Origin of the sequence: Alteromonas sp. ALT199 (genome assembly GCF_018619335.1) — a bacterium.
Taxonomy (GTDB): Bacteria; Pseudomonadota; Gammaproteobacteria; order Enterobacterales; family Alteromonadaceae; genus Alteromonas.
Window position 1 is genome coordinate 1 of the sequence record NZ_JAHHDX010000100.1, and the last position, 12,052, is coordinate 12,052.

11 protein-coding genes are annotated in these 12,052 nt (G+C 42.1%); 10 read left to right on the forward strand and 1 reads right to left on the reverse strand.

Annotation, left to right across the window (positions count from 1 at the left end; genetic code table 11):
- Positions 1-140 precede the first annotated feature (140 nt).
- The 4 genes from putP (at position 141) to KL866_RS11090 (ending at position 5,100) form a co-directional block, all read left to right on the forward strand.
- Entirely contained in the window at positions 141-1,655 is a 1,515-nt protein-coding gene (gene putP, locus KL866_RS11075; protein ID WP_214995057.1) for a sodium/proline symporter PutP, read from the forward strand.
- A gap of 16 nt (positions 1,656-1,671) precedes the next feature.
- Positions 1,672-2,781, forward strand: a complete 1,110-nt coding sequence (gene proB / locus KL866_RS11080; protein WP_025255138.1) for a glutamate 5-kinase — start codon at positions 1,672-1,674, stop codon at positions 2,779-2,781.
- Positions 2,778-4,025, forward strand: a complete 1,248-nt coding sequence (locus KL866_RS11085; RefSeq protein WP_025255139.1) for a glutamate-5-semialdehyde dehydrogenase — start codon at positions 2,778-2,780, stop codon at positions 4,023-4,025. The genes proB and KL866_RS11085 overlap by 4 nt, the downstream gene beginning before the upstream one ends.
- Before the next feature lie 130 nt (positions 4,026-4,155).
- Positions 4,156-5,100, forward strand: a complete 945-nt coding sequence (locus tag KL866_RS11090) for a mechanosensitive ion channel family protein (protein WP_025255140.1) — start codon at positions 4,156-4,158, stop codon at positions 5,098-5,100.
- Positions 5,101-5,191: 91 nt separating this feature from the next.
- Here the strand turns inward: KL866_RS11090 and KL866_RS11095 are convergent, their stop codons facing one another.
- Positions 5,192-5,746 carry an HNH endonuclease gene (locus KL866_RS11095; protein ID WP_025255141.1) on the reverse strand — a complete coding sequence of 185 codons (555 nt, stop codon included), beginning with the start codon at positions 5,744-5,746 and terminating at the stop codon, positions 5,192-5,194.
- A 341-nt stretch (positions 5,747-6,087) separates the two neighbouring features.
- Here KL866_RS11095 and pnp point away from each other — a divergent pair, with 341 nt between their 5' ends.
- The 6 genes from pnp (at position 6,088) to KL866_RS11125 (ending at position 11,982) form a co-directional block, all read left to right on the forward strand.
- The gene (gene pnp, locus KL866_RS11100) at positions 6,088-8,199 is read left to right on the forward strand and encodes a polyribonucleotide nucleotidyltransferase (RefSeq protein WP_025255142.1); all 2,112 of its coding nucleotides are present in this window, start codon (positions 6,088-6,090) and stop codon (positions 8,197-8,199) included.
- Positions 8,200-8,359: 160 nt separating this feature from the next.
- Positions 8,360-8,653, forward strand: a complete 294-nt coding sequence (locus KL866_RS11105; RefSeq protein ID WP_025255143.1) for a DUF1244 domain-containing protein — start codon at positions 8,360-8,362, stop codon at positions 8,651-8,653.
- Between the two features lie 274 nt (positions 8,654-8,927).
- Complete coding sequence (locus tag KL866_RS11110; RefSeq protein ID WP_214995059.1) at positions 8,928-9,176, forward strand: hypothetical protein; 249 nt, start codon at positions 8,928-8,930, stop codon at positions 9,174-9,176.
- Positions 9,177-9,333: 157 nt separating this feature from the next.
- Positions 9,334-9,810 (forward strand): hypothetical protein, encoded by a 477-nt coding sequence (locus KL866_RS11115; RefSeq protein ID WP_214995061.1) that lies wholly within the window; start codon positions 9,334-9,336, stop codon positions 9,808-9,810.
- A gap of 249 nt (positions 9,811-10,059) precedes the next feature.
- Positions 10,060-11,019 (forward strand): hypothetical protein, encoded by a 960-nt coding sequence (locus KL866_RS11120; protein ID WP_214995064.1) that lies wholly within the window; start codon positions 10,060-10,062, stop codon positions 11,017-11,019.
- A 72-nt stretch (positions 11,020-11,091) separates the two neighbouring features.
- Positions 11,092-11,982 carry a hypothetical protein gene (locus tag KL866_RS11125; RefSeq protein ID WP_214995066.1) on the forward strand — a complete coding sequence of 297 codons (891 nt, stop codon included), beginning with the start codon at positions 11,092-11,094 and terminating at the stop codon, positions 11,980-11,982.
- Positions 11,983-12,052: the final 70 nt, after the last annotated feature.

Consider the following 12,052-nt stretch of genomic DNA (forward strand, 5'->3'; position numbering starts at 1 on the left):
CTGTCAAATCCTTATATTGTTAGAGCTCTAATGATTATTGTTCGATTTAATTATTTGCATCGACATCTGTTGTAGCAAGTGTTTAGAACAGCTAGTCATTAACGAGTTTTCGAAGAGCAATAGAGGAAATAACGAACGTTATGCCAATGGAAAGTTACCTATCACTAGCGGTGTATTTTATAGCGATGTTAGGGATAGGGTTGTTTGCTTACCGACAATCTACCAGTGATATTTCTGGTTACATATTAGGAGGGCGACAAGTAAGCCCTCAAGTTACCGCACTGTCTGCGGGCGCTTCCGACATGTCAGGTTGGATGTTAATGGGTCTACCCGGCGCTATGTATTTAACCGGCTTTGACGCGGTGTACATTGCAATAGGCTTGGTTGCAGGTGCTTTAGCTAACTATTTATTAGTTGCACCTAAACTTCGTGTATATACCGAAGTGGCTAACGACTCCCTTACTGTGCCTGAATTTTTTGCAAAGCGCTTCAACATGCCAAATTCAAGTTTACGAATCGTATCGGCGGTAATCATTGTGCTGTTCTTTACGCTTTACACGTCTGCAGGGTTAGTGGCAGGCGGTAAGCTGTTTGAAAGTGCATTTTCAGTCGACTATCAGTTGGGCTTGTTTATTACGCTGGGTGTAGTGGTGTCTTATACGCTACTAGGAGGCTTCTTAGCTGTAAGCCTTACGGACTTTGTACAAGGGTGCATTATGTTCGTGGCACTAGTATTAGTTCCGATTGTAGCGTTTACCGAATTCGATAGCGTATCTCAAATGACAAGCGCCGCTTACCAATCTGTACCTAGTTTTTCAGAATCGTTGGAAACGCTAACGATTGTAGGCTTGCTTTCAAGCTTAGGCTGGGGCTTGGGTTATTTTGGACAGCCACACATAATCGTGCGGTTTATGGCAATCCGGTCTGTTAAATCAATCGGTACAGCGCGAAACATTGGTATGTCGTGGATGTTGGTAACTATTATTGGTGCATTAGCAACAGGCTTTGTAGGTATTGCTTATGCTAACCAGTTTGGTCTTGCCGTCGACGACCCAGAGACGATATTTATTATCTTCTCACAATTGCTTTTTCATCCATTAATTAGTGGGTTTTTAATGGCAGCAATTTTAGCCGCCATTATGAGCACAATTTCGTCGCAGTTATTAGTTAGCGCAAGCTCGTTAACAGAGGATATTTACCGTGTAATGGTAAACAAAAAGTCGCCAGAAAAATCGTTAAGCGAAAAGCAAACGGTAACAATTGGGCGATATGGTGTAGCAGGCGTAGCTGTTGTTGCATTGCTATTAGCCATGGATGCGTCGAATACAATTTTATCTTTGGTAAGTAACGCTTGGGCCGGTTTTGGCGCTGCATTTGGTCCGTTAGTACTGTTTTGTCTGTATAAAAAGGACCTAACAGCGAAAGCGGCAATGGCAGGCATGATTAGCGGTGCAGTAACTGTACTGTTTTGGATTTATGCGCCAGTTTTGGCTGACGGTAAAACGTTAAGCAGCGTTATTTATGAAATTATTCCTGGGTTTGCGGTAAGTACATTAACGCTTTACATGGTAAGTCGCTTAAGCGAAAACCCATCGTCAAATGTACAAGCAACGTTTTTGCAAGCCAGTGAAGAATTAGCGAATCAACAATCTTAAGGTTAAAAAGTTTATTATGAGTCATCCTAATTGGAAACGCGTAGTCATCAAAGTAGGTAGTGCATTAATATCGCCCAATCAGAAAGGTTGTAGCAGCCACTATTTACTGAGCATTGCGCAATTTATCGTGCGATGCAGAGCCAACGGAACACAAGTTGTACTCGTGTCTTCTGGTTCTGTAGCCGCTGGCGCGCACTTGTTTCCTGAGCTAGAAAAGTCAGACATTGCAATTAAAAAAGCAATGGCTGCAGCAGGCCAAACAGAAATGATTGCCACATGGGATCGACTATTCGATTTTCCATCTGCTCAGATGCTGCTTACTCACGCTGACCTGCGAGACAGAGAGCGTTATGTGAGCATCCGCGAAACGATATTCAGTTTATTAGACAATAATGTCCTGCCTATCGTAAATGAAAACGATACTGTGACTACCGACAAGTTAAAAGTTGGCGACAACGATAATTTATCAGCTATGGTGGCGTCGGCGGCTGAAGCTGACGCACTTATCATCTGTTCAGACATTGATGGGTTATATGATAAAAATCCTCACGAGCATGATGATGCAAAAATGCTTAAAACGGTCGATACCATAGATCAAAGCATATATGACATGGCTGGTGGAGCAGTTAAAGGTGGTGTAGGCACTGGCGGTATGCGTACAAAAATTGAAGCGGCCGAAAAAGCCGTTTCGCATGGTATAGATACATATATTATTAACGGCTTTACTGAACTGTCGTTTAATATGCTGCTAGCGGGTGAAAACCCAGGCACGCATTTCAAACCTCATGCTAAACCAATGCAAGAAAATGTGCATTGGATGCGTCATACGTCGAACGCGCAAGGCGAGGTTATTGTAGAAGGGGACTTTGACGACTCTTTACACAGCGATGCAGAGCAACTTACAAGTAGCGAAATCATAGACGTGAAAGGTGAGTTCTCAGTAGGCGACACTATTTTGGTACGTAAAGAAGACGGTACCAAGTTGGTGAAAGCGAAATCGAATTACAGTAGCTGTTTATTGAATTTTATTGCGAATCAGGAAAACGACGAATTCGCCCATGAGTTTGAAGAAAAAACAGGGCCAATTATTTCTGATCAGCACATAGCAAATCTGGAGAAAGAATGAGTATTATTACAGAGTTAGCACAACAGGCGAAAAAAGCTGCACGTACACTGGCAATTTTAAGTGAAAGTCAGAAAAACGCGGTGTTAACTGATATGGCCGCGGCAATTCGTGCAAATAAAAGCAAAATTATTGAAGTAAACGAAAAAGAAGTAGCGCGCGCTAAAGACAACGACCTAGACGCTGCAATGATCGACCGCTTAATTCTTAATGAAGAGCGTATCGAGTCTATGGCTGAAGGCATTGAAGTTATTGTTGAACTTGATGATCCGGTAGGCAAAGAGCGCGTTATCGGTACGCGCCCTAACGGTATAGAAATTAAAAAAATGCGTATACCGCTTGGCGTTGTATGCATGATTTACGAAGCACGACCAAATGTTACTGCCGACGCAGGTGCACTGTGCTTTAAATCGGGCAACGCCGTAATTTTACGTGGTGGTAAGGAAGCGCTTGATACAAGTTTGGCGATTGCTGAACTTATGCAAGAGGTGCTAGAAAAGCATAACTTGCCTAAAGCACTAGTTACCGTTGTACCAAATCCAGACCGTGCGCTAATGCAAGAACTAATGGAACAGCGCGATTATATCGACGTAATTATTCCACGTGGCGGTGAAGGTCTTATCAACTATGTAACCGATAACGCTAAGGTACCGGTTATTCAGCACTTTAAAGGTGTGTGCCACCTTTATGTAGATAAAGATGCCGATTTAGACAAAGCCCTAGCATTACTTTTAAACGGTAAAACACAGCGTACTGGCGTGTGTAACGCGTTAGAAGGCTTAGTTGTGCACCAAGCTGTTGCTGGCGACTTCTTACCTAACGTGGCCGATGCCTTTAAAGAAAAAGGTGTGAAGGTTCACGTAAACGAAAAAGGTAGCCAGTATTTCGATGGCGCTGACGTAATTGCAGAAGACGCATACGGTGAAGAGTACCTTGGTTTAGAAATCGCTATACGCGTTGTTGATGACTTCGAAGGTGCGGTAGACCATATTGCGCAGTTCGGTAGTAACCATACTGAAGTAATTTGTACTGAAGATGCTGAGAAGGGCAAGCTGTTCCAACGTGCAGTAGATGCAAGTGTGGTAATGGTAAACGCCTCTTCACGTTTCTCTGACGGCAGTCAACTTGGTTTAGGTGCAGAAATTGGTATCGCTACAACTAAGCTTCATGCTTATGGGCCAATGGGCTTAGAGTCATTGACTTCAGAGAAGTATTTAGTGAATGGTGAAGGCCAAATTCGCGATTAAATAATAGTTGTTGCAACTGGTCGGCATTGTGCCACAGGTTTACATGCTTCATAATGAAAAGCGCTGACATTCGTCGGCGTTTTTTTATTTTTATTCAAAGATTTACCCTCGCAGCACAGACGGAGCATACATGGAGATTGTGATAGACCCAACGCAGTTATGGAATCAGCTTATTGCGTTCGCAATTGAGTACAAACTGCTGACATCACTAATACTTTTAATTGTATTGCACTTCATAAAAAAAGGTTTGCTGCTGCTTATAAGGCGCATTAGCTCTCAGCGGGGGGAGGATAGAAGAAATCAGATTAATATTTTAGAGCAGTTAGGAAACGCTTTTATCATCATTGTATTGATGATGGTGTGGAGCTCTGAAATACAAACTCTCGCTATATCTATCGCCGCATTTATGGTTGCCATAGTGCTTGCCACCCGTGAATTTATTCAATGCTTTATGGGCTTCATCTACTACCTAGGCGCTAGACCATTTAGGGTAGGAGATTGGATTCAAATGAATAATATTATTGGTGAAGTGGTAGAGATGGATTGGGCAAAAACCGCGCTTTTAGAGGTTGACCCCGAAAGTTTTAACTACACAGGTAAGCACGTATACGTACCTAACAGTCAGCTAGTTACTCAAACCGTACGTAATCTTAACTTTATGCGCCGCTATCGTTTGCACTCGTTTGAAATAGTTAACGAGCCTACGGTAAATGCTTATAGTTTATTACCTGCATTCCACGCCCGCGCTCAAGCGCACTGTGAATACTTTCGGGACGTAGCAGAGCGCTACAAAGGCTTAATTGAACGTCATTTAGAGCAAGAGTTTATTCGTATCGACCCAGAAGTAGAGATCAAAACAAACGACCTTGCAAAAGTGGTAGTAAAGGTAAGTTTATTTTGCCCTACCATTGAGGCCCATGAGTTAGAGCACAAAATGTGTTCAGACTGGTTAAGCCTGTGGTTTAGGGCACAAAAAGAAGAGCAGGCGATGCTAATGCAACAGCAGAGCGAAAGCGGTACCCTTCCAGCGCAGGCTACAACAGAACAGCAAACAACAACTAGCACTGGGTTGTAAAATGCAATCAACGGGCGACCTGTTTTTTTAATTACTGGTCGCTCACTGCTTTTAGTTACACTTTCATTCCTTACACTTCATACGTCACAACTCATTCGTTACACGTCCATTCCCGCTGGTGGGAAAAATGCCCTTCCAAAAATGCCATCTGATCGGCGAGTATACGCCTGTTCATTAAATAAAAGCGTTCATAAACATTTGGCCTAAATGGTACAGCAAGAAGAGGCATATTGGCTTCTTCAGGCGTTTTGTCTGCTTTAGCGTGATTACAACGCTGACACGCTGTGGCAACGTTCGTCCAGCTATCTTTTCCGCCACGAGAGCGGGGGATAATGTGGTCTCTAGTAAGTTGCTTAGGCGTAAACTTATTGCCGCAATACATGCACAAATAGCTATCGCGCCTGAACAAATAGCGGTTAGTTAGGGCAACTTTGCCTGACAAATCGGTAACTTTACCATCGCAAGCAATAATACTTGATAGGGTAAGTTTGCTTTGTAGCCCTTCGTGATTCCAGCCTCCTTTAAGCGTTATAGCATCGCTACCTAGCTCAAATAGCACCTTGTCCTGACTGTAAAGCTTTGCGGCTTGTTCAACATCTATCCACTCTTGTGGCATGCCTGCTTTATTAAGTCGAAGTACCAACATGGTTATCTCCTTTAGCACACTAATTATTAGACGTTCTTGTTTTAATAACTCGCTATCGCCCATATATCGTTTATGACGCTATGTTCGAATTCTTAGTTTGTTTGCTTTTTGTTCTAGCATACGCCGTTTTGTGTCAGTATGATGAAAATATAGCCAATAATTGAAATTTCACAGATATTTCATATAGTCATGGTGCTATAAGTGATAGCGATTAATCGCAAAATAACACGACAAATTCCGCGTGGAGCTGTATTTGGCAATGGCATTAATGCCACTTCAAAGCTATACTATGCGCCGCGTTTAAAAGCGATAAAATAAAGATTGAAATTAAAGGACAAATAGTGACTCCTATTACTAAATCATTTCAGTATGGACAGCATACTGTAACTCTAGAGACGGGTGTAATTGCTCGTCAGGCGACAGCTGCGGTTCTTGCGAGCATGGACGATACGTCTGTACTGGTAACAGTAGTTGGTAAAAAAGAAGCCAAAGCAGATCAAGACTTCTTCCCTCTAACAGTTAACTACCAAGAAAAAGCATACGCTGCGGGTAAAATCCCAGGTGGTTTCTTCAAGCGTGAAGGTCGTCCATCTGAAGGCGAAACATTGACTGCGCGTCTTATCGACCGCCCAATTCGCCCATTATTCCCAGAAGGTTTCAAAAACGAAGTACAGGTTGTTGTTACTGTAATGTCTGCTAACCCAGATATTCCTACAGACATCATCTCTATGATTGGTACTTCTGCAGCCCTTGCTATCTCTGGTATTCCATTCAACGGCCCAATCGGTGCGGCGCGTGTTGGTTTCAGCAACGGCGAATACATTCTAAATACACGCAATGAAGAGCAAGCAGAAAGCGAGCTTGACCTTGTAGTTGCGGGTACTGAAGGCGCAGTACTTATGGTTGAATCAGAAGCTGACGTGCTTTCCGAAGAAACTATGTTAGGTGCGGTAATGTTCGGTCACGAGCAACTTCAAACTGTGGTTAGCGCAGTTAATGAATTTGCTGCTGAAGTTGGCACTGAGAAGTGGGACTGGGCACCGGAAGCAGAAAACACAGTACTTAAAGACAAAGTTAAAGCATTAGCTGAAGCTGAAATGACAGCGGCTTACCAGATTTCTGACAAGTTAGAGCGTAAAGACGCGGTAACTGCAGTAACTGACAAAGCACTAGAAGCTATCCTTGCTGAAGACGAAGCACAAGACAAGAAAGAAGTATTAGATCTACTTCACGATCTTGAGTCTGACGTAGTACGTTCACGCATCCTTTCTGGCGCGCCACGTATCGACGGTCGTGAGCCTGCAATGATTCGTGCTCTAGACGTAGCAACAGGCATTCTTCCTCGTACTCACGGTTCTGCACTATTCACCCGTGGTGAAACGCAGGCAATTGTTGCAGCTACTTTAGGTACAGAGCGTGACGCACAGATGATTGACGAGCTTCAAGGTAAGCGCGACAGCCGTTTCATGCTTCACTACAACTTCCCTCCATACTGTGTTGGTGAAACCGGTATGATTGGTTCGCCTAAGCGTCGTGAAATTGGTCACGGTCGTCTAGCGAAGCGTGGTATTCAAGCAGTAATGCCAAGTGAAGAAGAATTCCCGTACGTAGTACGTGTGGTATCTGAAATCACAGAATCAAACGGTTCATCTTCAATGGCGTCTGTATGTGGTACTTCACTAGCGCTTATGGATGCAGGTGTTCCAATTAAAGCGTCTGTTGCGGGTATCGCAATGGGCCTAGTTAAGAGCGACGACAACTTTGTTGTACTTTCAGACATCCTTGGTGACGAAGATCACCTTGGCGACATGGACTTTAAAGTAGCGGGTACTACCGACGGTATTACTGCACTTCAAATGGACATTAAGATTGAAGGTATTACTAAAGAAATCATGCAAATTGCGCTTAAACAAGCAAAAGAAGCACGCTTGCACATTCTTAATGTAATGGACGAAGCAATTGGCGGTCACCGTGAAGAGCTAAGTGAATTTGCTCCACGCATTTACACAATGAAGATTGACCAAGACAAGATTCGTGACGTTATCGGTAAAGGCGGCGCAATGATCCGTCAAATTACTGAAGAGTCTGACACTAACATCGAAATTGAAGACGACGGTACTATCAAAATCTTCGCGACAGAGCGTGCGAAAGCAGACATCGCTATTGGCAAGATTGAGCAAGTAACGGCTGAAATTGAAGTTGGTAAGACTTACAATGGTAAGATTACACGTATTGTAGACTTCGGTGCGTTCGTAGAAGTACTTCCAGGTAAAGAAGGTCTTGTTCACATTTCACAAATCGCTCACGAGCGTGTGAACAAGGTTACTGACTACCTTAAAGAAGGTGAAATGGTTGACGTTAAGGTTATGGAAATCGACCGCCAGAACCGTGTACGTTTAAGCATTAAAGAGCTTCTAGAAAAGCCTGCGCCTAAGTCTGACGACGCAGAGTAATATCAATTAGGTTTTAAACCTAGTTAGTTATGTTTAAGTAGAAAGGGAGCTTGGCTCCCTTTTTTCGTTTTAGGTTTAAAAGAAATAACGGGTTGGATTATTCCCGTTAATCCATACATTCAAACCATAACGAAAAACGCTTTTTTAGAGGTAATAGATAATGGATAAGCAAACGCAAACCGAAGTAGAAGCAGCGGTATTCCGCCGCTTAATAGAACACCTAGACGCAAATAAAGACGTTCAGAACATCGACCTGATGATTTTGGCGGATTTCTGCCGTAACTGCTTGGCAAAATGGTATTCAGCGGCTGCAAGCGAGCAGGGCGCTGATATCGACTACGAAGCCGCGCGCGAAGTGGTATACAAAATGCCGTATTCAGAGTGGAAAGAAAAACACCAGCTACCGGCTACTGATGAGCAGTTGGAGAAACTGGCTGCTAGGCAGGGGAAGTAGTTTTTAGTTAGGGCGAGATTTGTTTTCGTGTTTTGAAAGCCAGCTTATGCTGGCTTTTTTGTTTTTGGGGTGGGATGTAGAATACATTGAAAGCATTTGTATGCTGAATTGGTGTTTTTGATATACGAGCGATAAAAGGCAGTACGGTTTTCCTTTATTTTTCTGTTGGTTGTGGGGTATTGTAATTCTAAATACAAGGACATGTTCCCGAAAGTCGTGTGGATTAGCATGACGGTTTGGGGACTAGTAAGTTGTTAGAATTCAGGGAGGAAAAATGGAAGATCAGAAAATTGACGTAGAACTAAATGTGAAACAGAAAGGTCTTTCACTAAAAGCAAAGGGAGCAGGCTTACTAGTACTACTCGCGATAACTATTATTGGAATCATTGTACTTGGGTTAAAAATGGCGGAACTAGAAAATGGAAACTCTCTTATACTTCCATTTTTTATTTTATCAATAATCGCTTATCGCTTAATTGCTTTAACAGCCGCAGTTTTGGGGTTCACCGAAAGTGGTGATTAGCCATTCTAACAAAACACTAAAGTCGCTCGCGCTGCTCGCTGGAGAGCTCCCCCTATAAAGTAGAAACCTAACCAAATATCAGGTAGGTGCAAAATGGCGAAAATAGTCAGTGCAGAACGAGTCGTTGAATATTCACTGGAATATAAAGGAGTTTATTTTGCATCCACATCAAGATCCTATGACAGGGCTTAAAAATTTAGAGTCTGCACTTTCTCAGGGCTTTAGAATGACAAGGGTTCCATTCACAGAGGACATCTACTACGTAAAAGATAATGGGCTGTATAACAAGCGTTATACCTATGCTCGATTAACTGGCTTAAAAGTTGAGCAAATTGTAGTGCTGGATGAGAATCAACCCTTAGATGGGCTTCCATGTTTTTGTCTTTTCTATGGAACCGTAGAGAAGCTTCGCGGGCAAGGAAAAACAACTGCATTTATCGAAATAATTTTAGAGCGATTTAAAAAAGACCTACCAGGGCGTTACAAAGAGTTCTTCGTTGAAGCCCTTATCGAGACAGACAACGATTCATCAATGGCTATTGCTAATAAGTTATTTGGTGCTTCAAAACACGATGGTGTTGATGAGCACTCAGGTGTGCCGACAAGGATTTGGCAAACCAAATACGCCAAATAAAAGTGCGAAAGCCTCATAACAAACGCACCAAGTCGCCGCTGAAAAGCGCGGCTAGGACATCAAAACTACGCGGCGATTAGTTTCGGTGCTTCGCCCAAGTTTAAACCAGTTGCCGCTACGTTTTGCTGCCCTTTGTGCGGGGGCTAGCACTTTTACAGGGAGTCATTGTGTCTATGCTTTCAGTAGTCGAAAAGTAATCTTCCCAATTACTTTTTGGTGGTTTCAATAGGGATATTGGAGATTACTAATATGAGAATATTAATACTGCTGTTTTTTACTTTAAGTATCGCTTCCTGCTCTAGCGTTAAATCTATTCAAGAACCTGCGTCTGATGATGTAAATGGGCTGACATACTACATGCCCAAGAAAGACTTTGTGGTTACGGTAAATGTTAAGAGCAGCAAGATAACAAAAGTATCCTTTGGAACAACGCCTGCATTTCCAGACTTATCTAAACAATATGTGTTGAATCATGGTAGTAACTTCTTAGGTAAAAACACGTTGGATGTTGCTATAACAGAAAAAGGGTTATTGACATCAAGCAAATCAACAACTGTAAGCAATGTTACTGATGCATTTAAAAACCTTGCTACGACTTACGGTCAACTTAGAACTTTTAGCTTAGTAGGATCGCCAGCCCCAGCGGGAAATTGCGCTACAGATGGGGATCATATTTTTACGTACTCGAGAGAAGGTTCTTATACGCCGTGTAATCTGATGGTTACTATTAGTAAAGCCGCAACGGGCAATGGAACTAAACCTCATTCAAAAAAATCGGCTGAATCACATTCTGGTATTTTCTATCGCCAAAATGAACCATATACAGTGTCTGCAACAGGCCAAGGTCTAAACGTATCGTCAATTGTGTTTTCGCCCTCTGATTCAAAAACTTTGTTTCTCCCAGTCTCTAAGACTTTTTTTGCTAATAATGAAGCTGACTTTGCATTCGTAGATGGTATTCCTACAAAGTATAAGCAAGATACGGACGGGGAAGCTATAGCATTGCTAAAGTTACCTGCTGACATCTTAGGCGCGTATTTTGGCGCGGTAGGCTCAGTGTTTGATAGCTTTAAATCTAACGATGGTAAGAAAGCGGAAGCTTTGAATAGCTCTCTTTCCCTAGAGCTTGCTAAAAAGAAGTATGTTGCTTGCATTGAGGCAATAGAGGCTGAGGATGACGATCTCATCAAAAAATTAGAGTGTAAATAGCATAACTAAGCCGGTCAGTAGGACGCAGCGAAGCTGCGCCTCTGCTGGCGGCGTTAGCACTAAGGTAAAGTTTTGAGTCCATTAGAAACGTTAGATAAACAATTAGACATAGCTAATAAAGCATTAAGCCTAGCATTTAAAGTTGGCTTGACTGTCGGTGGTTCTGTCTTATTAGGGTATTGTTGGAAGATAGGTTATTTCCCTAGAGATGTGAGTATTGGCGATGGTTTACTATTCCTTATGCTCGCTATCGCTTTTGGCGGTATATACCTTTTATTTACAGCAAGTTTAACTTGTCTTGGAATAACATTACGTCCTATTTGGCACGGAATATATCGGAGCTTTAACTATTTAGTCAAATTCTACAATAAGGTTTCTGGCGCTAATAAAGCTATTTCCCAATTCAATATTATTACTGGAACACTAGAGCATTTTGTTTTTGCATTGTTTGGTCTTTTGTTCGTATGGGGTTTGGGCTCTTTTGATCTTAAGGTTTTGGGTTCGTTAATTCTTGCTGTTTTTGGTTGTGCTTTGTTATGGAGCATGCATCAAGAAAGTGGAAGTGAAATCATAAAGATTGAATCTAAGGAAGATTTAAGTGCCGACGATAACAAGAGAATTTCTTTCCTAAAACAACACCAAAAAATACTAGCTGTAGTTATACTTTTTATACCCCTTCTATTTGGAGGTGTATCAGGAAAACTGCTTGATGGTGCTATGAGGCTAAGTAACGTTAAAGAGGATAAAGCAATTATTCACGTTAAAAAGCCTTATATAAAATATGTTGAAGAGCACAACATAAAAGCAAGGGAAAGTAACCTTGGTAAAGACTACGGAACATTTGAAAATATGAGCATTTTGTTTAATGGGTTTGGTAAAAATGCAGTTTTAATTCAAAATGGCGTTGATAAACCTGTAAATATAATCATCCCCAATGACCACTTGATTGTAGTTCAGCGCTAACAAGTTGCTTTAACGGACAAAATCGTTATATGCAGCTATGGCAGCTTTGTTTTCTTTTTTCAAGACTTAA

Bases quoted from the DNA above. Each gene is read 5' to 3' on its own strand.
- putP (WP_214995057.1), top strand. From the start codon at position 141: ATGCCAATGGAAAGTTACCTATCACTAGCGGTGTATTTTATAGCGATG.
- proB (WP_025255138.1), top strand. From the start codon at position 1,672: ATGAGTCATCCTAATTGGAAACGCGTAGTCATCAAAGTAGGTAGTGCA.
- KL866_RS11085 (WP_025255139.1), top strand. From the start codon at position 2,778: ATGAGTATTATTACAGAGTTAGCACAACAGGCGAAAAAAGCTGCACGT.
- KL866_RS11090 (WP_025255140.1), top strand. From the start codon at position 4,156: ATGGAGATTGTGATAGACCCAACGCAGTTATGGAATCAGCTTATTGCG.
- KL866_RS11095 (WP_025255141.1), bottom strand. From the start codon at position 5,746: ATGTTGGTACTTCGACTTAATAAAGCAGGCATGCCACAAGAGTGGATA.
- KL866_RS11105 (WP_025255143.1), top strand. From the start codon at position 8,360: ATGGATAAGCAAACGCAAACCGAAGTAGAAGCAGCGGTATTCCGCCGC.
- KL866_RS11110 (WP_214995059.1), top strand. From the start codon at position 8,928: ATGGAAGATCAGAAAATTGACGTAGAACTAAATGTGAAACAGAAAGGT.
- KL866_RS11120 (WP_214995064.1), top strand. From the start codon at position 10,060: ATGAGAATATTAATACTGCTGTTTTTTACTTTAAGTATCGCTTCCTGC.